The organism is Pseudonocardia sp. 2-7 (genome assembly GCF_056341085.1).
On sequence record NZ_CP094508.1, the window covers coordinates 60,613 to 83,373 of the forward strand.

Genomic DNA, 22,761 nt, shown 5'->3' on the forward strand with positions numbered 1-22,761 from the left:
CTAGATGGGCGGGGTGAACCCGGCGATCGAGACCTGCAGCTTCACCAGCCACTGTGCCCACAACCCGGACACCAGCAGCACACCGACCGTGACCAGCAGCACACCCCCGGCGACCTGGACCGCTCGGGTGTGCCGGCGCAGCCAACCCAGCGCGCCAACGGCGCGGGTGGCACCGAGCGCGATGAGCACGAACGGGATCCCCAGCCCGGCACAGTAGGCGAGGATCAGGACGATCCCGCGCAACGAGCCGCCCCCGGTCCCGGCGGCGACGGCAACGACCCCGGCCAGGGTCGGGCCGATGCAGGGCACCCAGCCGAGTCCGAACACCGCACCGAGCAGCGGCGCACCGGCCAGCCCGGCCCGTGGCGCCCAGTGCGCGCGGTACTCGCGCTGCAGTGCCGGGATCAGCCCGGCGAACGCCAGCCCCATCACGATCATCACGACACCGCCGATGCGCTGCAGCACGGCCTCGTTGTCGATCAGTACATCGGACAGCCAGACCACACCGACCATGACGATGGTGAACACGGTGGTGAAGCCCGCGATGAACAGTGCGACCGCGCCGACAACACGCCAGCGGCCGTCGACCGGTCGTGTTCTAGGCGAGCCCGCCGTGTCCTCCGCCGCCGGCCAGGGCGGGTCGCCGGCAGCGGCGCGGGGAGCGCCCGGGTCGGCGAGCGCCAGTACGGTATCGGCGTCGGTACCTGTGCGCCGGGCGGCTGCGCGGGCACGAGCCTCGGCCGAGGTCACCGGCGGTGATTGCGCGCCCACCAACCCGGCCAGATAGGCGAGATAGCCGGGAACCAGCGGCACGACGCACGGCGACGCGAAGCTCACCAGCCCCGCCGCCACCGAGACCAGGACCGCGAGTACCAACGGCCCCGACATCGCGAGAGTTGTGGTCGCACCCATCAGTCACGCGCTCCACAAGTGCGCGGGAGCGGTCGAGATTCAGCGTTCACGGCCTGTCCCCGCTTCGTCGGTCAGCTTGGCGATCAGCGGCAGCAAGTCCGAGCTCGACACCGGGGTCAGGAACACCGCCGCCACCCGAGCCTCGCGGTCCAGCACGATCGTCGAGGGCACCACGTTGCGCGGATACCCGTCGAGCCGTGCCAGGCTGCGGCCCGAGAAGTCATAGATCGAGTCGTAGGTCAGCCCACGGTCGGTTTTGAAGTCCAGCGCAGCCTGCCGGTCGTCGCGAACATCGATGCCGAGCACAACGGCATCGCCACGCGTGGCGTCCTGCACCGCCTGCAGCTCGGGCGCCTCCACCCGGCACGGGCCACACCACGAACCCCAAATATTGATCACGCGGACCTTGCCGGGGAAGTCCCCGATACCGACTTCGGTCCCCGGGTTCATCAGGCTCTCGCCGCGTAGGTCGGTGATCCGCTGACGGCTCTCTGGCGGGTCGTAGGCGATCCGCGTCTGTCCGCCGGGTGCCACGAACTGAAACTCCTGTCCCGGCCCCGACCCGGCCGCGTCCCGGCCAACTCCACAACCGGTCGACAGCAGAACCACCATGACCGCAATCGCTGCAAGAGCGGGGCGCACCTGGCGCCTGTGCGCGCTCACAACACCGCGCTGGTGGGAAAACCTGCGGTACGCCGCCACCCCGGCCTCCTTCCCCTCCGCAGTCCGAACTCCTACGCTCCGTAGAAGCTAGCTCATCGGTCAACACGCCGGGGATCGGGACCCGGGTCTGCGACGACCCAGGTCTGCCGAGGGCCGCAGACGCTCGCGCCCAACGACGCCGACTCGACCTCCCAGCGACGCCGACTCGACCTACCGATCCACGCGCCCCATTCCTCGACGTCGACACAGGGGACCAGGTGGGCTGTTCGCCGGCACCGAAGCCGGTCAGGCACTTGCGGCTATTTCGAACTCTGCACCCAGCAGTCCTGATGCTGGACAGCGTGGTTGAGAAGCGTCGGAATGTTTGCGTGAGGGCCGGAGGTCGGCCTGGTCCACGGTAGGCGGACGGCTCGCCGGAGGCAGCGGTATCCCTCGGACACCTGGCCCGCGGCGACCTCCGCGCCACCGCCGACGCGGTCCGGCTCTCCCGCAGGACCCTGACCACGATCAAGACCAACCTGTTCTGGGCCTTCGCCTACAACACGGCCGCCATCCCGCTGGCCGCGGTCGGCCTGCTCAACCCGATGATCGCCGGCGCGGCCATGGCGTCCGGCTCCGTCTTCGTCGTCGGCAACAGCCTGCGACTGCGCCGCTTCCGAGGACACGCGGACTAATCGGGTCCATCACGACGAGGTGGTGCAGCCGAGTGGCTGCACCACCTCGCGCGCATCGCACCTGCCCAGGATGCGGCTCCCGGGACCAAGCCGGTCGACGCAGCTCGCACTATGGCGGTGTGTCGGCAACACGACAGTCAGCCCCACCCCACGACGCGGGTCGGCGATCGGAAGAGGCGGGGCCTCGGGTGGCGACGAGGCCGCAGCGGCGTGTCCGTCGGACGGCACGTCGGACAGCCATCTGCCGCCTCCGCCGAGCAGTCTGCCGGGCACGCCTGGACGAGACAGGACCAATTGGCCGAATGTGATCGCCTTTCGTTAACCCTCCTCTTGCTTTTCCAGGCGATCATTTTACCTTCCTCTTGCTCGGCCAACAGTAGAATGGTGACCTTCGCGATGCAGCGGGAAGCGCGAGCAAGTCCGGCGCCACTTTTCGTGAAGCTGCACGGAAACGCCACCGGCCTGTTGGGGGAGTTCTCGTCGTGCGCACAGGGAGACAACCGGAGATCACCCAGCCGCTGGCGACCCTTGCGGGGTACCGCACGCGCCTTAGTGGCCGGCCGGGCCGTCATCGATGCGACTCGCGAGGACGCGCGAGCGGTGTTAACGCAGTGTGCTCGTTCATCGAGGCGCGGGGAATCGGCACGGCGGACCCGGCGCAGGTGGTTGGAGGTAGCGGTTGCGCTGCTCCGGTCATAGATCGTTTCGGCTCTTCCAGGCTCGCCGGTCCGAGCGGAGGGATCTTGCGGCAGCGAGTGAGAGCCATCGATCCGATCACCGGCCGCCCGAGAATCGTAGTGGAATCGGACACGAGGATCGGAATGCCCAGCGGCGTGCAAAGCGTACGGATCGGGCCGTGCATCCGACGTCCGGTCGCTCAATCTGATGGCGCGGTGCCGCGGGACAGCACCGGAGAAACGCAATGACCCGCTGGGACCAACTCATTCGGACACCCGACGATGATGTTCGGACGGGCTTGCGCAGCGGTCCCGGCACGTCGGGATCCACCGGGCTGGAAGCGGGCAGCCCTGAACCCGGACGGATCCTGATCGACCAGGACGAGCCACAGGGCAGGCGTGCGCACCCGACCGAGCGACTTGAGGCTCTGTTTGAGGCGCAGTGCGAGTGGTTGGTCCGATTCGGTTGCGCCGACCGCTCGGCCGTGGATGCCCCGGAGGGTGTCCTCTCGTATCTGGAGCTGGACGACGAGGCAAACCGCTTGGCCCGCTACCTGCGACTGCACCACATCGGCCGGGGGGACAGAGTCGCGCTGCTACTCGGCGGCTCAGCTGATTTCTGTGTCGCGATGCTCGCCGTGGCCAAGGTCGGTGCCGCCTACGTTCCACTGGACGTGCGACTCGATGGCGACCACGTGGTCGCCATCATCGCTGATGCAGGCGCGCAGTTGGTGCTCACGACCTCGACAGTCGCGGCCGGGATCCCTGAACTCGATGCGCGGACGGCGACGACCGTGGTCGAGCTCGACCTCGCCGGGCGCTTCATCGCCGAACAGAGTTCACGACGCTTGCTCGACGTTGAACGCGGCGTGCCGGGCGGGCCGGTCGCCTACATCGTCTACAGCTTCGACACCGACGGACGTCCGCACGGAGTGGCGATCGACCACAGCAGCGTATGCAACTTCGTGCGTGTGGCAGCCGAGGTGTATGGCATCGTGCCCGGTGACCGGGTGTTCCAGGGGCAGTCACCGGCGTCGGACCTGGTGGTGGAGGAAACCTGGGTGCCGTGGGTCGCCGGAGCCACGGTGGTCGCTCCGCCGGCCGGGTCGAACCTGCAGGGAGAGCCGTTGTGGCGCTTCCTCGGTGAGCGATGTGTGACGGTGCTGCGCAGCGACGCCGCGACACTGGCTGCACTCGACGAGCGTCTGCTCGCTCTGCGGCTGGTGCTGTCGAGCGCGTCGTGCCCACCGGAGGTGATCAGGCGCTGGCGCCGTCCCGGACGTCGGCTGATCGGCACCTACGGTCCGCCCGAAGCAACCGTGACCACCACCTGGACCGAGCTGGAGCCGGGCCGGCCCCCTTCGCTCGGCGTTCCGTTGCCGACCTACAGCGTTGTCGTGCTGGACGTCGAGGATCCGCGCTCGGCGCTACCGCGCGGTGCGATCGGTGAGATCGGGATCGCCGGGGTCGGGCTGGCCCGCGGCTACGTCAACCGTGACGACCTGGCACAGGCAGCGTTCGTTGCCGACTCGCTGGATGTGCCCGGCAATCCGTCGCAGCGGATCTTTCGCACCGGCGACCTGGGCCGCATCACCGCCGACGGTCGTATCGAGTACCGAGCCCGACTCGAGGAAGGGCCATCCGCACGTGGCCGTCGCTTCGAGCCGGCACCCCCGAACCTGGAGGCCCTCGCCCCGGAGGCACCCACGACGCAGTCAATGGCGGTAGAACACGCCGCACCGATGCCCCCCGTCCCCGCACCGGGTGCCGGCACCGCCCCCACCGCCCCCACCGGCGCTGAGGCGCTTCTGGGCGAGGTGCTTGCCGGGGTGCTGGACCGCGAACGGGTCCCCGTCGACGCGAACTTCTTCGACGACCTGGGGGCCGACTCGTTGCTGATGACAAAGTTCTGCGCCCGGGTACGCACACACCCGGACCTACCGTCGGTGTCGATCCAGTACATCTACGAGCACCCGACACTGCGACGCCTCGCCACCGCTCTCGCACTACCGGCCACCGCTCTCGCACCGGCTGAGGCACCGGCGCCGCCGTCGCCGGTCGTGGTGGAGGAACAGTTGGCCGAGATCCTGGCGGAGGTACTCGACCGTGACGAGGTTCCTCCGCAGGCGAACTTCTTCGAGCTCGGCGCGGACTCGTTGGACATGGCCAAGTTCTGCGCCCGCGTCCGCAAGGACCCCGAGTTGCCGACGCTGTCGATACAGGACGTCTACAGCCATCCGACCCTGACCGACCTGGCGGCGGCCGTGGCCCCCGCCGCCGACGGGACCGCACAAGCGGCGCAGGAACTGGCGGTGCAGCTCGGCGAGGTCCTCGCCGCGGTGGTGGAACGGGAGGTGCCGGACGAGGCGAACTTCTTCGACGACCTGGGCGCCGACTCCCTGATGATGGCGAAGTTCTGCGCCCGCGTCCGCAAGGACCCCCGGCTGCCGACGCTGTCGATGGAGAACGTCTACGCCACTCCGACGCTCGTCGGCCTGGCCGCCTCGCTCGCCCCGGCCGCACGAGGTGATCTCACCGCGTCGACTCCGCCGGAGGAGCCGGCCGTCGTGCTCGACCGGTGGGCCTCGGTCCGCCGGGTCGGCACCGCGGGATATGTCCTGTGCGGCGCGCTCCAGGTCGCGTTCGCCGTGGGCTGGTCCTATCTCATGGCGTTGGTGTTGTTCCTGGGTTACGAGTGGTTTGTCGTGTCGCCGACCCTGCTCGATCTCTACACGCGGGCGGTCGTCGTCGGCGCAGCGAGCTTCGCGTTCCTGTGCCTGTTCCCGATCGTGGTCAAGTGGGTACTGATCGGTCGGTGGAAGCCCCGCTCGATCCGAATCTGGAGCCTAGGCTACGTCCGATTCTGGATCGTCAAGACGCTGGTGCGCATGAACCCGCTGGTTCTGTTCCGCGGCTCACCGCTCTACGCGCTGTATCTCCGCTCGCTCGGCGCCCGGATCGGCCGCGACGTGGCACTGTTCGCCCAATCCATGCCGGTGTGCACCGACCTGCTGTCCATCGGTGACCGCACGGTGATCCGCAAGGACGCGATGTTCTCTGGCTACCGCGCCCGCGATGGTCTGATCGAGATCGGGTCGGTCACCCTGGGCGCCGATGCGTTCGTCGGCGAAGCCACGGTCCTCGAGCTCGGCTCACGCATCGACGACGGCGGCCAGCTCGGACACACCTCCGCATTGCTGAGCGGTCAGCTGGTCCCCGCCGGCGAGCGTTGGCACGGATCACCGGCCCGCCCGGCCGGCGTGAACTACTGCACCGTCCCGCCCGCCAGGTCCGGGCTGACCCGCAAGATCGTCTATTCGCTGGTGCAGTTGACCATCATCCTGGGCCTGGCCCTCCCGCTCGCCCTCGGCGGCATCGCGCTACTGCTGCGCGAGGTTCCGCAGCTGACGGCGCTGCTGTTCCCCGGGCCGGAGGCGTTCGTCCACTGGTACTTCTACCTCGAGATCCTCGCTCTGAGCTTCGTGCTGTTCTTCGGCGTCCTGCTCGTGGCGTTCCTGGTGATGATCACCGTTCCACGCCTGCTGGCTCGCGCGGTGCGGCCGGACCGTGTCTACCCGCTCTACGGAGTGCACTACTTCCTGCACCAGACCGTTGCGTTGCTGACCAACAGCGTCACGTTCACGATGCTGCTCGGGGACAGCTCCGCGATCCCGCACTACCTCCGGGCCGTGGGCTACAAGCTCCGGCCACTGGTGCAGACCGGCAACAACTTCGGGATGCTGATCAAGCACGAGTCGCCCTATCTGACCAGGATCGGCACCGGCACCGTCGTCGCCGACGACCTCTCGATCGTCAACGCGGAGTACTCGCACACGTCCTTCCGCCTGTCGCAGACCACGATCGGTACGAACAGCTTCTTCGGCAACCGGATCGTCTACCCGTCGCAGGGCAGGGTCGGGAACAACTGCCTGCTCGGCACCAAGGTCATGATCCCCGTCGACGGCCCGGTCCGAGAGGACGTCGGCCTGCTCGGTTCTCCGAGCTTCGAGATTCCGCGCACGGTCGCCCGGGACGCACAACTCGAGCTCGGCGAGCAGGGACTGCGGCGCGCGCTCCGTGGCAAGAATCGGCACAACGCCGTCACGATCGCGCTGCACCTGATCGTGCGCTGGCTCTACTTCTTCGGGATCGCACTGCTGGTCCCCGGGATCGCGATCTGGGAGGTCACGCTCGGCGCTGCCGAAATCCTGGTCGCGCAGGTGCTGATCACCGTGCTCACCGTCGGGTGGTTCACCGCGGTCGACCGGTCGGTGCGGCGACTGCTCCTGCGGGCGCCGAAGGGGTGCTCGATCTACGAGCCGATCTTCTGGGGGCACGAACGGTTCTGGAAGGTACCCGCTCCGAGCTACCTGCTGTTGTTCAACGGCACCCCGTTCAAGGGGCTGCTGTTGCGCATGCTCGGCATGCGGGTCGGCGCGCGCCTGTTCGACGACGGCGCCGCGTTCGTCGAGCGACCATTCATCAGGTTCGGTGACGACTGCACGCTCAATGAGCGCAGCATCGTCCAGAACCACTCGCAGGAAGACGGTGCGTTCAAGTCCGACTACACCGTCATCGGGTCGCGGGTCACGCTCGGGATCGGCGCCTTCGTGCACTACGGCATCACCATCGGCGATGACGCCGTGATCGAGGCCGATTCGTTCCTCATGAAGGGCGAGGAAGTCCCCGCGGGCGAGACCTGGGGCGCCAACCCGGCCCGCGAGCTGCCCACCAGATCCATTCCGACGTCGGCATGAGCGCCGACCGCGCACCATGGGGAGTCGACATGTCCTTCTCGTCCCGGCCTCCCCAGAACGTGGAGCTCCAGGTCGAATGCCGCCCCGGCACGCCTGCTCTCCTGCAGGTCGACCCGGACGACCCGTTGCAGTGGGCATTCGAAACGAGGCGAGCGCTCCGTGCGGCCGTGGTCGACCACGGCGCAGTGCTGGTCCGCGGTCTGGGCCTGTATGACCCGATCCTGGCCGGCGACGTGGTACGGATGCTCGCCGACGACCTGATGGCCGAGCGTGAGGCCTTCGCACCGCGGGTGCCCTACACCGACCGCGTCTACTCGACGACGCGATGGCCACACGGGATCCCGATGTGCCCGCACCACGAGCTGTCGTACCGCGACTGGTTCCCCGCTTCGATGATGTTCGTCTGCCTGTCCCCGCCCGTCCTCGGCGGGGCCACAGTCCTCGTCGACTCCTCCACCGTGCTCGCAGCCTTGCCCGCGAGTCTGGTGAAGCGTTGTGAGCGTGAGGGATGGATGCTGGTGCGCACCTACAACGGCGACGTCGGTCCGTCCTGGTCTCAGGCCTTCGGCATCGGTGACCGACACGGCGTCGAGGACTACTGCCGAGCACACTCCATCGACTTCGAGTGGCGCCGCGGCGGACAGCTCCGCACCCGGCAACGCCGCCCGGCCGTCGTCCGGCACCCGATCACGGGAGTGCGCTGCTGGTTCAACGAGATCGCCTACTACAGCGAGTGGGTCTTCGGCCCCGAAACAGCCCACGAGTTGCGCGACCTGCTCGGGCCCGACGGGCTACCGGCCACCACCTGCTTCGGGGACGGCACCCCCATCGGCTGGGACCTCATATCCCACATCATGCAGGCATACTCCGCCAACGCCGTCCGCGAGCCCTGGCAGAGCGGTGACCTCCTGGTCGTCGACAACATCCGCACTGCCCACGGCCGTGATCCCTACACGGGACCGCGGGAGGTGCTCGCTGCGATGGCTGACCAGTGCACACTAGCCGAGTAATTCAACAGTCAGGTCGGGATCCTGCGCAGGCTTCGCGCCTTCCCGCCCTATCGGGCTCCGCCATCACAGGACCGCGCGGGCACGGCAATCGCCTGGCGATGCCGCTGCCCGACAGCGGAGGGTCCGATCGATGAGGTCGCGGATCGTGGCACTCGCTGTCACCGCTGCGGCCTTCGCGGTGGCGCTGTTCGGGATACCGCTTGTCATCGGACTGGCCGAGTTTTCGGTGGCGGAGGAACGCTCCTCACTGCAGCGTCTCGCGGGGTTCGCCGCTCGCACGGTGCAGGAGGACATGACCGACGATCTCGTGCCGAGACGCCTGCCGGACGGCCCCGGCGAAGCCGCGATCGCCCTCTACGACGACGAGGGGACGCGGCTGCTCGGAGACGGCCCCGCGCACGGCGACCCGCCGGTCGAGTACGTCCTCGGCAGCCGCACCGGTCCACCGCCGGTCGAGGACCTGACCGTCGCGGTCCCGGTCAGCGACACGGGCGACATCATCGGCGTGGTTCGTACGTCCACACCGCCGTCTCAAGTCTACGGCGCCCTGGTCCCCATCTGGCTGGGAATGGCGGGCCTCGCCGCTGTCGTGCTGGTGTCAGCGTGGCTACTCGCGCGACGGCTGGCGATCCGTCTGTCCCGTCCGCTCGAGCGCCTGGTCGACGACGCGGACCGGCTGGGAGACGGGGATTTCGGTATCACCCCGGATTCGACCGGTATCGCGGAGACCGACCGGGCGAGCGCCGCCCTCAGCCGAACCGCGCGGCGGCTCGACGACCTCGTCGCGCGCGAGAGAGCGTTCTCAGCGGAAGCCTCTCATCAACTACGCACGCCCCTGGCAGGCCTGCGGCTCCGATTGGAGTCCGCACTCGACCGGCCCGAGCGCATGACGATCGCAGAGATCGCGGACGGTCTGGGTTCGATCGACCGGCTCGAGCGCACGATCGACGAGCTCCTGGTACTGGCACGCGAACGTCAGACGACCTCAGCACCGGCCGATCTCTCCGCGCTGCTCGCCGAGTTCGACGAGGAGTGGCGTTCTCGCCTCGCCCGGGAGAGCCGAAGGTTCTCGATCCGGCTGCCGGATTCTCTTCCGCGGCCGGACGCGTCGTCGGCCGCCGTCCGCCAGATCGTCGGTGTTCTTCTCGACAACGCCTACTTCCACGGTGCAGGGGCGGTGTCGGTCTCCGTCCACGAGCTGGGAGAGAGCGCGATCGCGGTCGAGATCAGCGACGAAGGGTCCGGTGTCCCGACGGCCGCTCTCACGGACGGACACGTCGGGAACGGTATGGGCTTGCCGCTGGCCCGTCGACTCGCCGAAAGCGAAGGCGGACGACTCACCGTCGGTACCGTCCCGTCGACGATGACGCTGCTGCTCCCGGTCGCGACCAAGACCCGCTCTCCGGCGCACCGCGAGAACGAGCCGGTGGATCGACTGAGCTTCCCCCAGGTTCCCGGGGAAGCGGCGGAACCTCAGCATCATCCTGATTCCGGCCGGGGCGAGCCAGCCACGGAGCCCGCGGTGCCGTCGCGGCACCAGGGTTGATCCGGCCGCCTCAATCGGTCGTCCTGCTCGTGCGAACGCGTGCCGGGATCCAGCATGTCGCGACGACGCCGGCGCCCAGTGCGATCACGGCCGCTACGCCGAAGGCTCTGCCGAACCCCTCGCCCGAGCCGGTCATGAGACTTGCTGCCGCGATGCTCGAGACCACGGCGGTGCCGATAGACGCTCCGAACTCGTGAAAGGTGCTGACGATGCCGGACGCGACGCCCGACTTCTCCGGCTCGACCTGCCCCAGTGCCGTCGCCGAGGCGACGAGGAACAGCGAGCCGATCCCCGCAGCGGCTGCGCTCAGCCCGAGCACCATGCTGAGCGTCCCCGCCCACAGCGCGGGGACGGCCAGCCCGAGTGCGGCGAGAAGTAACCCGCCGAGCGCCAGTGCCCGGCCGCCGACGCGCGCCATGACCCATCCTGCGAGGTTGGCGCCGAGCATCGTCGCACCGGCGACCGGCAGGAACAGGAGGCCGGTCGTGAGCGCGCTGTGGCCCATCGCGTCCTGCAGGTAGAAGGAGCCGAGGAAGAAGATGGCGACCATGAGGGCCGTGGCCATCAGGATCACGAAGGTCCCCGACCCCACCGAGCGGCGGGTCATCAGCTCGACATCCATGAGCGGGGATCGAACCCGTCGTTGCCAGACGACGAAGGCCGCATACAGTGCTGCGCCCGCGACGACGAGGCCGACCGTGACGGGGGCGAGCCAGCCCCGATCACCGGCCCCGATCAGAGCGTAGATGACCAGGCCGGTCCCACCGGTGATCAGCACGGCACCCAGAACGTCGACTCCCTGGCGCTCCTGCACCGGGACCCCGGGCAACGCCGGGAGCATGCGGATCAGAAGGACGAGGATCACCGCGCCGACGGGGATGTTCACAAAGAAGATCCACGGCCATCCCGGCCCGCCGGTCAGGACTCCGCCGAGCAGCACTCCGACCGCGCCGCCGGCGCCGCCCATGGCAGACCAGATACCGAGGGCCTTGTTCCGCTCCTCGCCGTCGAACAGTCGCACGACCGACGACAGCGCCGCCGGCGAAAGCATGGCTGCGCCGACGCCCTGCGCGATCCGACTGACAATCAACATCGCCGACCCATCGGCGATACCGGCGGTCAGCGACGCGATCGTGAACACCGCAAGACCGGCGAGGACGAGCCGGCGTGGTCCGATGAGGTCCGCAACGCGTCCTCCGAGCACCATCAGACCGCCGAACGTAAGCGTGTAGGCGCTCGTCACCCATGTCAGCGCGTCGCGGGACAGGCCCAGGTCGGCACCCATGTGGGGTAGCGCGATCGCCACGACGGTGACATCGACGATCAGCATGAACTGAGCAACGCCGAGCAACGCCAGCGTCCGCCAGCGTCCGGTGTGTGCGACCACTCTGGAATCCGGCGGCGTGCCGGTCGAGTCGGGCATGGCAACTCCTTAACTCGTACAGTGCTGTCAGAGTTACCTAATTGCCGTTCTAAGTCAAACAGGTATGTTCGAGCTCATGGGAGCTGGCTCAGAGCAGATGGCCTCGGGTGGACCCCGGCGAGCGGACGCTCGCCGCAACATCGATGCGATCGTCGAGGCAGCGGCGGACTGCCTAGGGCGACGCCCGGAGGCGAGCGTGGCCGACGTCGCGAAGGAGGCCGGGGTCGGCCGGGTGACCGTCTACGGGCACTTCCCTTCGCGGGCGGAACTCGTCGATGCCGCTGTCGTGCACGTACTCGAGCAGGTGGATGTCGCCCTGAAGTCGGTCGATCTGCAAGGTCCACCGCGGGAAGCACTGGCGCGCTACATCCGCGCCAGTTGGGAGCACACCGGTCGCTCCCTCAGTCTTGTCGCCGCCGCAGAGAAGGAACTGGCCTCAGAGCGGATCCACCAGCTCCATGAGAGGTTGGCCGAGCGTCCTGTACGCGTGCTCGAACGAGGACAAGCTGACGGTGTGTTCAGCGATGACCTCCCCATCTCCTGGATGGTCGCGGTTCTGCATCGGCTCATCCACGGTGCTGCCGACGAGGTCGGAAGGGCGAACATCCACCCTTCCGATGCTGCTGAGCTGATTGTGACGACTGTGCTCCGGGCCTTCGCGCCGGGGCACGTCGAGGGGTGATCGCGACTGACTGGGTCATCGTGTGTCGCGTGGGCAAGCGAGGTCGGACGGCCGGCCACCGGATCATCGGTATCGACCCCGTCCGCGACGAGACCCTCGCCGTGACTGGAAGAGCATCGAGCCCAGGTGTGGGGCCGCTTCGTTGAGAGAGACGCCGCCCGCTGTCCTGCCTCATCGAAGGGTGGTCCCGGAGCAGGCAGGCGTTGTCGTGTGTTGGGCACCAGAGAATGGGAACAACGGGTTCTGGCCCGATGGGGATGGCCTTCACGATCGACGGACAGAACTTCGATGCTCGACGGCGACGGTCAGCTCGTCGATCTCGACGCCGTCGAGGGGTGGACGATCAGACCCTGGCCCCCTTCCACCTGCACGTCTGGCTGCCGAGTGAGATCGCAAGCGCCGCCACCTGCTCCAACGCGACGTACCAGTGAACAAGCCGGGTTGCCTCGTCTCCCCCGGTGGCAACGACGCCGCGAGCGCGTCGAACCGCGCCAGCAGCGCAGCGGGTGCCACTGGTGCCTCGTACGGCACGGTTCGCCGTGCGACCACGTCCGCAACCGGTGAGACAGCGCGGGCCAGCGGGAACGGACCAGTGGGCCGATGCCCACCGGTCCGCCCGCCGCACCGGGCGGTGCCGATGTGCGCTACCGCGGAGGGGGGTGCAGTGCGCGGCATCGCCATCACGGCATCTCCTACGATACATAGGACCACAAGAGGGTCTCGTTTCCCTCGACCGAGCCGCCGCGCCCACTGGAGCCAGCACCGCGATGACCTGTCGACCCGGCCTCGGCCTCGTGCGTCCCGCAACGATCGCTCTCGCCGCGCTTGTCCTGCTTGCCGCCTGCGCCAGCACCCCGACAGCCCGTGAGGCCGCAGCACCGAGCGCTGCCACCGTCTCCACCGGCGCTGCGGCGTCCCCGGTGCGGCTCGTCGATGCCGCGCAGTTCGCCGAACTGGTGGACAGAGACGGCGTCGTGGTCGTCAACGTGCACACGCCCGACGACGGCTCCATCGCCGGCACCGACGCCTCGATCCCGTTCGACCAGATCGGCGAGCGGGTCGCGGAGCTGCCGGCAGATCGAGCCGCTGCGCTGGCCGTGTACTGCCGGACCGGAACGATGAGCGCGGCCGCTGCGACGACACTGGCCAAGCTCGGCTACCGCAATCTCACCGACCTGGCCGGCGGGATGCAAGCCTGGCAGGACGCAGGCCACCCACTCCTGGCAGCCGGCTCGTGACGAACCGAGACCGGTTTCCACGACAGCGTGCGCCGCACTCTCCGGCGTCAGGACACGAGAGGGCATCAGGCACAGAAACGACGTCACGGCGCGGGCGGGGCCGGCTCGGTCTCCGGGCAAGCTTCGTCTTGGCGGTCGCGGCAGGCGCCGCCTTCGCGGCAGCAGCTCCACCTCGAGGCTGGTGGCCACTGGTACCACTCGGTGTCGCGATGTGGGTTCTGGCGCTTCGAGGTCGCACGCTTCGCCAGCGCGCCGGCATCGGCGCGGCGACCGGTCTGGTGTGGTTCAGTTCGTCGCTGTACTGGTTGTCCGACTTCGCCGTGGCCGGCTATCTGGCCGTCACGGTTGTCGAGACGGCGTTGCTCGTCGCGGTGGCCTGCGCCGTGCCGGGATCGACGCCGGGACGCCCATGGCACGGGTGGTGGGCGGTGCCGGCGTTGCTGATGTTGCTCGACGCCGCTCAGACTGCGTTCCCCTTCAGCGGATTCCCGCTCCCCGCGCTGGTGCTCAGCCAGCTCGACGGCCCCTTTGCCGATGCGGCCCCCGTGGGTGGGTCACTACTGGTCACCGGGCTCGCCGCCGCTGCAGGGGCCGGGCTCGCGGCCACAATCACGGCCACCGGTCGACAGCGGGTCGTCGTTCTCGCCGCGACCCTCGCCGGAAGTGTCGCCATCCCACCGGTCGGGGCCGCCGTCGCCGCCGCCACGACCACCGCCACAGGCCGGCTGGACACCGCGATCGTGCAGGGCGGGGGCCCGCGGGGGCTGCGGGCGGTCTTCACCGATCCGCAGGACACCACCGACCGGCACCTGGCTGTTGCCCGCGACATCACCGCATCTCCCGACCTCGTGTTGTTCCCGGAGAACGTGATCACCTCCCGCGGGCCGGTGATCGGCGGACCGAACGACCGAGCCGTCGCCGAACTGGCTCGGCGGCTCGCCGCCCCGGTCATCGCCGGTGTGACCGAGACGCAGGGCAGCGGGTTCCGCAATGCCGCGCTGCTGTGGGACGCCCGCGGCCAGCAGACCGGGCGCTACGAGAAGGAACATCGTGTGCCGTTCGGCGAGTACATCCCCGGTCGGGCCTTGCTGGAGAAGGTCACCGATCTGACGGCGTTGGTCCCCCGCGACGCCATCGTGGGCGACGGCACGGCGGCTCTCGACGTCGCCGGCCGCAGGCTCGGAGTCGTCATCTCCTACGAGGTGCTGTTCGCCGACCGGGTGCGGGAAGCGGTCCGTGCCGGTGGCGAACTCGTCCTGGTCCCGACCAATGCCTCGTCGTATGTCACCGACGACGTCCCCTCGATCGAAGTCGCCGCGGCACGCCTGCGCGCGCTGGAAAGCGCACGCAGCGTCATCCAAGCCGCACCCACTGGCTACTCGGCCGTTGTCGACCCCGACGGGACAGTCCGCGCACTGTCGCCCCTCGGTGATCCGGCGCTGCTGCGCGAGCCCGTCACGTTGCGCACCGGCCTCACCCCGTACACCCGTCTCGGCGACGGCCCCTACATCATCCTTGCGGCCGCCGCCGTCGCCGTCGCTTGGCTCCCCGCAGCCCGACGTCGCGGACGCATCGTCGGATCCCCGCGCCCCGCAGAAAGGTAATCCTCCGTCCCATGGTCAACAGATCGCCCGCACACCGCACAGGTCTCCCCCAGCGCAGAGTCCGACCGCGCCGGGCCCACGCCTTCCTTGCCGCCGGCACCGTCCTCGTGCTGGCCGGCTGTGGCGCAGGGAGTGCGTCCGACACCTCGGACACCGCCGCCAACACCACCACCGCAGATCTTTTCGCCCCGGTCGGACACGTACACGGAGTGGGCGTCGACCCTGCGGGCGGCAGCGTGGTCGTTGCCGGCCACTACGGGCTGTTCGCCCTCGCCCCCGACGGGACACTGGTTCCTCGCCAGGACCCACCGGAGACCGCAGGGCCGGACCTGATGGGGTTCACCGTCGCCGGGCCCCGCACCTTCCTCGCCAGCGGACACCCCGCCCCCGACGACGCCGGCACCCCGAACCCGGTCGGGCTCGTCCGCAGCACTGATGCGGGCACGACGTGGGAGCCCGTGAGCCTGCAGGGCCAGGTCGACTTCCACTCTCTCGACGCCGCCGGCACCTCGGTTGTCGGGCTCGACGCCACCCGCGGCCTGCTGATGGTCAGCAGCGACGGCGGTCGCACCTGGCAGGAGCGCGCCGCGCTGGATGCCCTCGACATCGCCGTGGACCCCTCCGACGGGACCCGGGTACTGGCCACGACCGAGAACGGGGTGGCCGCCAGCCAGGACGGTGGCTCCACCTTCCGCAGCGTCACCGGTAGCCCGCTGTTGGCTTTCGTGTCGTGGGCGGGCGACGGCGCGGTGTACGGGATCGGGCCGGACGGAACGGTGCACGCCAGCACCGACCGGGGCGCGACCTGGCAGCGGCGTGCCGGTACCGAGAGCCCGCCGCAGGCCATCACCGCCGAGCCCGGGGGCCGGTTGACGATCGTGACCAACGACGGCATCCACCGGTCGACCGACGGCGGCGCCACGCTGGCGCGCATCGCCTGAGCAGTGGGTCGGCTAGCGGCGGAACGACACGTGAATGTGATCGTAGTGCCCGCCCACCGGGTCGGCGGGGTCGTACACCCCGCCCCCGGTGTAGTCGCTCCACCGACCGGAACCTGCCTGGGGCCGTAGCCAGATCTGACCCTGCCAGATGACGTAGGAGACGTCGAGGGCGACGGCGTTGCGCCGGAACCACTCGGCGATCACCCAGCCGTCGTCGACGTCGCGGCCGGAGGCGAAGCTGCCGGCGGGTCCGGGGAACAGGTCGCACCCCTTCCCGAGGGGGTGATCGCTGGTCGGGTTCGCCGGGCGGTCGGCGAAGCAGCGTGTCGAGGTCAGATACGTGGTCTCGCTGAGCGCGCCGAAGGCGGTCCGCACCTGCTCCAGTGCGAACCGCGTCGTGGGGGTCACACAGCCCCGGGTGGTGGGGTCGTCCTCGGTGCAGCCGGCTGGGCGCGGCCGCGGGTCGTCGCCGATCACCGCACTCGAGGGGTCGGCGCAGCTGCCGCCGTCCGCGATCGTGCGTGCCCCGGTGGTTCGCGCCGCCCCGTCACCGACCTCGGTGAGCACGTTCGCGGCGGTGTCCTCCCATTTGGCGTAGGCGGTCGGGAACGCCGAGCGTTGGACCGCCTGGGCGGCCTCCCACAGCTCCATGTCGGCCCATCCGGGGATCTGCAGCAGGCGGTCGTAGAAGATCGCGGCCGAGTACCGGGGATCGGTGACCTGCTCGGCCGAGCCCCAGCCCATCGACGGGCGTTGCTGGAACAGCCCGAGCGAGTCACGGTCGCCGTAGTCGAGGTTGCGCAGGCCGGACTCCTGCATCGCGGTGGCCACGGCGATCCACACAGCCCGCTCCGGGACCGCGCGGTCCCGGCCCACCGCGACGATGGTTGCGGCGTTGGCCAGTTGCTCGGCGCCGAGTCCGCTGGGGCCGGTCGCGGAGATGGGCACGGCCGCGGCAGGGGGCAGGCACCCCGGCCTGATCGCTACCGGGGTGAGGAAGTGCCCCATCGCGATCCGGACCAACACCAGCCCCGCGGCGAGGACCCCCACGACAACACCGACCGCGAGCAGCCGAACACCCAGCCGCCGCAACGCCACGGCGGCGTGTCCGACGCCGTTCACCGCCCCATGACGGACGCGCCGCTCGGTGGTCGTCGCGGACGGCTGGGCTTGTCCGCTCGTGCGGGGGTCACCATCGTCGGGCGGCCCCAGGCAGGTCGGCCAGCGGCCGCGTCGTCTCCACCGGCGTGGGATCCGGCTGCTGCTGGGCAGCACGGATGGCCGGTAGCGGGCGGGTCGGGCTGTCGTCGTGCTGGCCGACCGCCCACAGTTGGGTGGTCGGGGGGTCGCCATCCGGTTCGCTCTGCGCTGCTCGGGTGTCCTCGGCGGGTGCGGTGAGCAGTCCGCGCCGATACAGCACCGCGAGGGCGAACCCGCACAGCAGCCCGATGACCAGCAACACCAACCACGGAGCGTAGGGGGCGCCGAGCGAGCGGGCCAGGTCGATCGCCCAGCCCGTCCCCGCGTTGCCGAGCAGGATCCCGACCCCGCACACGGTGTTGTAGAAGCCGTAGTGGGTCGCGACGAGCCGGTTGCGAGCGAGCCCGACGATGGTGTCCATCTCGAACGGCAGCACCACGGCGGTCCCGATCGCGAGCAGCGCCGCGGTCGACAGCAACGCCGCCACACCCAGCACCGTCGCGATCATCGCGCTGACGTCGGGCAGCGCGACCAGCAACCCGTCGGCGGCGAGCAGCGGCACGAAGGCCACGCCGAGCACGACCAGGCCCCGGCTCAGCGAGCCCGCCGGCCCCCACCGCGCACGACACCAGGCGGTGACCTTCATCTGGGCCGCGATGGTGACCCCGCCGGACACGACATACAACGCCGTCACCAACGCCGTGCCCAGGTTCCCGTCGCCGGCCAGGGTCCGGGCGTGCAACGGCAGCGCCAGATACACCTGATACGACAAGACGTAGGTGCCGATCATCGCGACCGAGAAGGGCAGGAAGCCCCGGGTCGTGGCGACGTCGCGCCACTGCGCGAGGACCGGGCGCCGATCGGCGTCGCCGCCGCCGTCACCGCGGCGGGCCGGCAGGGCCCGGATCTGCAGCACCGTGAGCACGGCGAACACGGCGGCGGCGACCAGGCAGGTGACGGCGAAGCCGATGCCGGTCAGTGCCAGTCCGACGATCGGGCCGATCAGGATGCCCGCCTGGTAGAAGATGCTGAACAGCGCGAACGCCTCGACGCGCCGCTCACCGGTGTCATGGGCGATGTAGGCGCGCACGGCCGGGTTGAACAGCGCCCCGGCGAATCCGGTCGCGGCCGAGGCCACGACCAGGGCCGGGACGTTGTCGACCAGGCCGATCAGCACGAATCCGCCGGTGCGCAAGGCGCAGCCGGCCACGATCATCGGCTTGTAGCCGAACCGGTCGGCCAGGCTGCCCCCGACCAGGAACATGCCCTGCTGGGAGAAGTTCCGTACCCCGAGGATCAAGCCGACCATCAGCACCGAGAGCCCGAGCCCCTGGGACAGGTGGTCGGCCAGGTACGGGATGAGCATGTAGAAGCCGAGGTTGATGGTCAGCTGGTTGAGCAGCAGCAGCTGGACCGGCCGGTCGAACGACCGGTATCTGTCGAGTACCCGCATCAGCTCTCGCGTCCTGCAGGCCGGAGCACGGTGGCACAGCGGGTCCAGCGGTGGACCTCGACCGCGTCGGGCCGGTCGATCTCGTCCGGGTCGTGCAGCGGAGGGGCACCGACGGTGATCCCCTTCGCCGCGCAGAACTCGTCGTTGTAGACGGTGTCGAAGTAGCGCTGCGGGCCGTCGGGGAAGACCGCAGCGATCCGGGTGCCCTCCGGCCGGGTCCGGGCCAGCCAACCGGCCACCATGCCGACGGCGCCGACGCTCCAGCCTCCGCTGGAGTAGCTGGCGCTGGCCATCGCACGGCACGCCGAGACTGCCTCGTCCGCGCCGACCCAGTGCACCTCGCTAAAGATGCTGTGGTCGACGTTGCGGGGATGGATGCTCGAGCCGAGCCCCCGCATCAGGCGCGGTCGTGCGGGCTGACCGAAGATCGTCGACCCGACCGTGTCGACCCCGACGACCTCCAGGTCGGGCAGGTGCTGGTGGAGCGCGCGGGAGATACCTGCCGAGTGGCCTCCGGTGCCGACCGAGCAGACGAGCACATCGATGTTTCCGAGCTGAGCGTGCAGTTCGTCGGCGAGCGGCGCGTAAGCGCTCACGTTGTCGGGATTGTTGTACTGGTCAGGGCACCACGAGCCGGGATGCTGGTCGAGCACCTCGGCGACGCGGTCGCGGCGGGCCTGCTGCCACCCACCGCACGCCGCCGGGCTCTGCACGGTCACCACCTCGGCACCGTAGGCACACAGGAGCCGATACATCAGCGGTTCCATACCCGGGTCGGACACCAGCGTGACGGGGTGCCCGAACGCGATCCCGGCCAGGGCGAGGCCGAGACCGAGGGTGCCGCTGGTGGACTCGACGATCCGCCCGCCCGGCTCGAGATCACCGCGTTGACGGGCCTGCTCGACCATATGCAGGGCAGGGCGGTCCTTGATCCCGCCGGGATTGGTGCCTTCCAGCTTGGCCCAGAACCCCCGTCCGGCAGCGCTGAAGGGTGCGTCGATCCACACCGTCGGTGTGGAGCCGACGACGTCGGTCAACTGGAAGCAACGTCGCGCAGCGACGCCGGGGGCATCGGCGGGAAGAGTCGTGAAAGAAGTGGACATGACAGACCTCATTCGGGCGCGGACATGTGCCGCACCGCCAGGGAGCGATGTAGGGGCGCGAGAAACGACGACCGGGATCTGGTCCGTGGTCGCCGAGGCCTCTACGTCCGCGAGATCTGTGCCAGGACTAAGTGGTGACGCCCACCCTCTGCTCGAGCGGGCGTGGTCTTGACTGCGCGGTGTATCTGCGGCGGTGCCCGCATCGCGGCCGCTACGCGGATCTCGACGCCCGCTCCGGCGCAGACGTCCGGTGGGACGGGACGGTCAGCGCGAGCAGTGAGAGTCGACTCGTCGTGGGCTCCGTCCTGATGGCACACAGGAGCATCAGGATGCGAATGCGGAGCGGCGGGGCGCTCGGCACCGATCTGGTCTCGGTGGTCGGCCGACTGGTCAGCCGCGACGCCCGCGGACGCCTGCGACCCTGTCAGCTGCGTCGAGGATCCACCGGCGACGAGCTCAGGGCCGTGGACCGGCATGAGCAGGTGCAGCCCACAGATCAGCATGACCATCGACAGGGCGAGGAGTACCACGGCGCGGCGGGCACCGGATCTTGGCACCCGTGTCCCCAGCACGCCGACGAGGTTGCTCACAGTAGCCGAACCGTACCAGCGTCATCGGCAGGCCCGTCCGCGCATCCCAGCGTTGGTGCGTCATCACACAACTCGTGCACGACGTCCTATCGGGGCGCGGCTATGGACACGACCATCGATGCCTCCACCAACACTGCAGGTCAGAGCGGTTAGAGAGTATGGCGTCTCAGGCGTAGGCGCCGGCAGGTCGACGACCACGGTGAATGGCTGACCTCGGCCGCTTCGTGACGAAGACCCCCCATTCGTGAATTCGGTACCCGTTTCGACGAAAGATCGTCACTTAGCGTATACCTGCCGATGGCTATCGCTTCGTCCTGATGGTGCACGCTGCACCCGCTGGATGGCCTGGTCTGGCGAGATCCGCGGCCCACTGGGGGCGGGCGCCACCGCCACCGCGCCGCAGCACGGGCGGGCCGATGCAACTACCAGCACGGCGATCGCCTCGACTGCGAGTGCTCAACGCGGGACGTCCGCTCCAGGATGGGTACCGCCTGTCGTTCATTTCTCGTCGCTGCAGTGCAGTGGCGTCGGTGAGAAGCGGTGGCGGACCCGATCACGGCGGGTCCGGCGACGGGTGCGTGCACCGCCGACAGCCCCACCGGCTTGTTCTGTGGCCCGGGCCACTGTCGCCCCGACGTCACCGTCCGGGCAGGCGCCACTGCGTGGCCGGCAGCAGCGCGGCGCGGTTCACCCGGCCGGCGTGCCGCTCGAGCAGCTCGAACATCGAGGTGATCAGGGTGGCGGCGAGCAGGTGCGGGCGCAGGCCCAGCTCGGCGAGGCCGGTGGAGACGACGTGGTAGTGGTGCTGGTCGGCTTCCACCCGTGGGTTGTCCAGGTGCGTGATCTCGGTGCAGGTGTGTGTATCGGCGACGAGTTTGGCCAGCTCGCCGACCGAGAACGACTCGGTGAGCTGGTTGAACACCCGGAACTCGCCGCGCTCGGCGGGGTTCTCGACGGCGAGCCGCACGCAGTCGGCGGTGTCACGCGGCGATGTCGCTGGCCGGGCCGGTGGGAAAGCCGCGACCAGTGACCCGTCACCGGGTTCTCGGCGGCATGAATGACCACCCCGTGCTGGTCGAGCACATCGTGGCCGACCACGGCGGCGTCGCGACGTGTGAGGTCGACGCGTGCACCCCGTTCTCCGCACGATCGTGCAGGCGGCCGCGCCCGCCGATTGAGCTCGCCAGTGGCTCGGCGTGAAGTCGTCCGGTACGGCGCGGTGCCCCGTCCCCGTCTGAAGACCGCGCCCCGCCGGCCCGACACAGCGCACGAGTCGGCGGCCTCAGTCAGCATGGAACGACCGTCCCGTTCCCCGTTTCGACCGAGGCGGTGGTGGCCTGGACCTTGTCGTCGATCTGCAGCTCCTGGAACCAGGCCTGCGCGTCGGGCTCAATTCGTTAGTTCATCGTCCTACTTGATGTTGTAGTGATCAGTTGGTTGCGGACCGTCACACTATGAGCGGATGGCGGCACGCTACGTGTGCCGAACGAAGAAGCCATAGCCACCCACCCATAGCCACCCATTTGACTGACACAGGATCGCCAGGTCGCGTCCACAAGAGGGTCGCGTCCACAAGAGGTAGGTCGTACGTCCAGCGGCACAGTCGATCGCCGATCTGTGCCTGCGCCGGATCAATTGCTGCCCTGCGCTACCGTGAAAACGTCCGAGTGATGCCACTCGGTCCGGTTGAGGGGAGGAGTGTCGTGCTGGCCGACGCACGTCCTTCCTCGCCGCGGGCGCTGCTCGTGGCCGCCCTCGCGACCGCCGTCCTCGCGATCGGGATGGACCTCGCGGCCGGTGAGCACCCCGTGCACGCTGCGACGGTCGGCGGGGTCGCGGCATCGGCTGCGCTCGCGCGCCTGGTCACCGCACGTCGGTACAAGGGACTGCTGGCCATGGTCAACGGCGCTGTCGTGGCGCAGCCGGCGTTGCACGCCTCGACCAAGCTGGTCCCGCCGACCACGGACCACTCCGGGGACGTGTCGCTTTCGGTCGTGCACATCATCGTGGCGGTACTGATCGTCGTTGCCATCACCCAGGTTCAGCAGCTCGGCAGCCTCGTTGCTGCCCTACGACCCCTGCTGGTCGCGCTGATCCGGCGCATCGTCTCGACGCCCAAGCGGCCGGTTCGTTCGCCGCGCCTGGTCGGCTACGAGCCGGCACTGCCCGTGCCCCAGTGGTCGATCGTCCGCGACGTCGCCCGACGAGGCCCCCCGGTGTCAGCGCTCGCCGCCTGACCCCGCCGAGAACATCTCGCACGGGTGTTTGGGCGGCCCATGGCCCGATCA

General features: G+C 69.4%; 15 protein-coding genes and 1 pseudogene. 9 read left to right on the plus strand and 7 right to left on the minus strand.

The window, feature by feature from the left end:
- The gene (locus MTO91_RS27140) at positions 1-912 is read right to left on the minus strand and encodes a cytochrome c biogenesis CcdA family protein (RefSeq protein WP_246354006.1); all 912 of its coding nucleotides are present in this window, start codon (positions 910-912) and stop codon (positions 1-3) included.
- A 39-nt stretch (positions 913-951) separates the two neighbouring features.
- Complete coding sequence (locus MTO91_RS27145; protein WP_179763288.1) at positions 952-1,524, minus strand: TlpA family protein disulfide reductase; 573 nt, start codon at positions 1,522-1,524, stop codon at positions 952-954.
- Positions 1,525-2,015: 491 nt separating this feature from the next.
- On the opposite strand from MTO91_RS27145, the pseudogene MTO91_RS27150 reads away from it, so the two are divergent.
- The 4 genes and pseudogenes from MTO91_RS27150 to MTO91_RS27165 all read left to right on the plus strand — a co-directional run.
- Positions 2,016-2,249, plus strand: a pseudogene (locus MTO91_RS27150) (heavy metal translocating P-type ATPase); the annotation flags it as partial.
- Between the two features lie 922 nt (positions 2,250-3,171).
- Entirely contained in the window at positions 3,172-7,683 is a 4,512-nt protein-coding gene (locus MTO91_RS27155) for a Pls/PosA family non-ribosomal peptide synthetase (RefSeq protein WP_253066758.1), read from the plus strand.
- Positions 7,680-8,693, plus strand: coding sequence for a TauD/TfdA family dioxygenase (locus MTO91_RS27160; RefSeq protein WP_476655052.1), 1,014 nt, complete (start codon positions 7,680-7,682; stop codon positions 8,691-8,693). The genes MTO91_RS27155 and MTO91_RS27160 overlap by 4 nt, the downstream gene beginning before the upstream one ends.
- Before the next feature lie 145 nt (positions 8,694-8,838).
- Positions 8,839-10,239, plus strand: a complete 1,401-nt coding sequence (locus MTO91_RS27165) for a sensor histidine kinase (protein WP_179763252.1) — start codon at positions 8,839-8,841, stop codon at positions 10,237-10,239.
- Positions 10,240-10,249: 10 nt separating this feature from the next.
- Here MTO91_RS27165 and MTO91_RS27170 read toward each other — a convergent pair whose 3' ends face one another.
- Entirely contained in the window at positions 10,250-11,662 is a 1,413-nt protein-coding gene (locus tag MTO91_RS27170) for an MFS transporter (protein ID WP_281010820.1), read from the minus strand.
- 97 nt (positions 11,663-11,759) lie between these two features.
- Here MTO91_RS27170 and MTO91_RS27175 point away from each other — a divergent pair, with 97 nt between their 5' ends.
- The 4 genes from MTO91_RS27175 to MTO91_RS27190 all read left to right on the plus strand — a co-directional run bounded on the left by MTO91_RS27175 (position 11,760) and on the right by MTO91_RS27190 (position 16,127).
- Positions 11,760-12,344, plus strand: coding sequence for a TetR/AcrR family transcriptional regulator (locus tag MTO91_RS27175; RefSeq protein ID WP_179763291.1), 585 nt, complete (start codon positions 11,760-11,762; stop codon positions 12,342-12,344).
- A 767-nt stretch (positions 12,345-13,111) separates the two neighbouring features.
- Positions 13,112-13,582, plus strand: coding sequence for a rhodanese-like domain-containing protein (locus MTO91_RS27180; RefSeq protein WP_179763254.1), 471 nt, complete (start codon positions 13,112-13,114; stop codon positions 13,580-13,582).
- A gap of 128 nt (positions 13,583-13,710) precedes the next feature.
- Entirely contained in the window at positions 13,711-15,186 is a 1,476-nt protein-coding gene (lnt, locus tag MTO91_RS27185) for an apolipoprotein N-acyltransferase (protein WP_256493486.1), read from the plus strand.
- Between the two features lie 11 nt (positions 15,187-15,197).
- Positions 15,198-16,127, plus strand: coding sequence for a F510_1955 family glycosylhydrolase (locus MTO91_RS27190; protein ID WP_281010819.1), 930 nt, complete (start codon positions 15,198-15,200; stop codon positions 16,125-16,127).
- Positions 16,128-16,139: 12 nt separating this feature from the next.
- On the opposite strand, the gene MTO91_RS27195 is transcribed toward MTO91_RS27190, so the two are convergent.
- From MTO91_RS27195 to MTO91_RS27210, 4 genes are all read right to left on the minus strand, one after another.
- Positions 16,140-17,249 carry a VldE C-terminal domain-containing protein gene (locus MTO91_RS27195; RefSeq protein WP_281010818.1) on the minus strand — a complete coding sequence of 370 codons (1,110 nt, stop codon included), beginning with the start codon at positions 17,247-17,249 and terminating at the stop codon, positions 16,140-16,142.
- 67 nt (positions 17,250-17,316) lie between these two features.
- Entirely contained in the window at positions 17,317-18,780 is a 1,464-nt protein-coding gene (locus MTO91_RS27200) for an MDR family MFS transporter (protein ID WP_281010817.1), read from the minus strand.
- The gene (locus MTO91_RS27205) at positions 18,780-19,883 is read right to left on the minus strand and encodes a PLP-dependent cysteine synthase family protein (protein ID WP_281010816.1); all 1,104 of its coding nucleotides are present in this window, start codon (positions 19,881-19,883) and stop codon (positions 18,780-18,782) included. The genes MTO91_RS27200 and MTO91_RS27205 overlap by 1 nt, the downstream gene beginning before the upstream one ends.
- 1,227 nt (positions 19,884-21,110) lie before the next feature.
- Positions 21,111-21,440, minus strand: coding sequence for a Rossmann-fold NAD(P)-binding domain-containing protein (locus MTO91_RS27210; RefSeq protein WP_253066766.1), 330 nt, complete (start codon positions 21,438-21,440; stop codon positions 21,111-21,113).
- Between the two features lie 736 nt (positions 21,441-22,176).
- Between MTO91_RS27210 and MTO91_RS27215 the strand changes: the two genes are divergently transcribed.
- Positions 22,177-22,710 (plus strand): hypothetical protein, encoded by a 534-nt coding sequence (locus MTO91_RS27215; RefSeq protein ID WP_179763261.1) that lies wholly within the window; start codon positions 22,177-22,179, stop codon positions 22,708-22,710.
- Positions 22,711-22,761: the final 51 nt, after the last annotated feature.

What these genes read in the sequence shown, in the direction of transcription:
- MTO91_RS27205 (WP_281010816.1), bottom strand. Translation starts at nt 19,883, where the DNA reads ATGTCCACTTCTTTCACGACTCTTCCCGCCGATGCCCCCGGCGTCGCT.
- MTO91_RS27160 (WP_476655052.1), top strand. Translation starts at nt 7,680, where the DNA reads ATGAGCGCCGACCGCGCACCATGGGGAGTCGACATGTCCTTCTCGTCC.
- MTO91_RS27190 (WP_281010819.1), top strand. Translation starts at nt 15,198, where the DNA reads ATGGTCAACAGATCGCCCGCACACCGCACAGGTCTCCCCCAGCGCAGA.
- MTO91_RS27145 (WP_179763288.1), bottom strand. Translation starts at nt 1,524, where the DNA reads ATGGTGGTTCTGCTGTCGACCGGTTGTGGAGTTGGCCGGGACGCGGCC.
- MTO91_RS27140 (WP_246354006.1), bottom strand. Translation starts at nt 912, where the DNA reads ATGGGTGCGACCACAACTCTCGCGATGTCGGGGCCGTTGGTACTCGCG.
- MTO91_RS27175 (WP_179763291.1), top strand. Translation starts at nt 11,760, where the DNA reads ATGGCCTCGGGTGGACCCCGGCGAGCGGACGCTCGCCGCAACATCGAT.
- MTO91_RS27155 (WP_253066758.1), top strand. Translation starts at nt 3,172, where the DNA reads ATGACCCGCTGGGACCAACTCATTCGGACACCCGACGATGATGTTCGG.
- MTO91_RS27180 (WP_179763254.1), top strand. Translation starts at nt 13,112, where the DNA reads ATGACCTGTCGACCCGGCCTCGGCCTCGTGCGTCCCGCAACGATCGCT.
- MTO91_RS27200 (WP_281010817.1), bottom strand. Translation starts at nt 18,780, where the DNA reads ATGCGGGTACTCGACAGATACCGGTCGTTCGACCGGCCGGTCCAGCTG.
- MTO91_RS27170 (WP_281010820.1), bottom strand. Translation starts at nt 11,662, where the DNA reads ATGCCCGACTCGACCGGCACGCCGCCGGATTCCAGAGTGGTCGCACAC.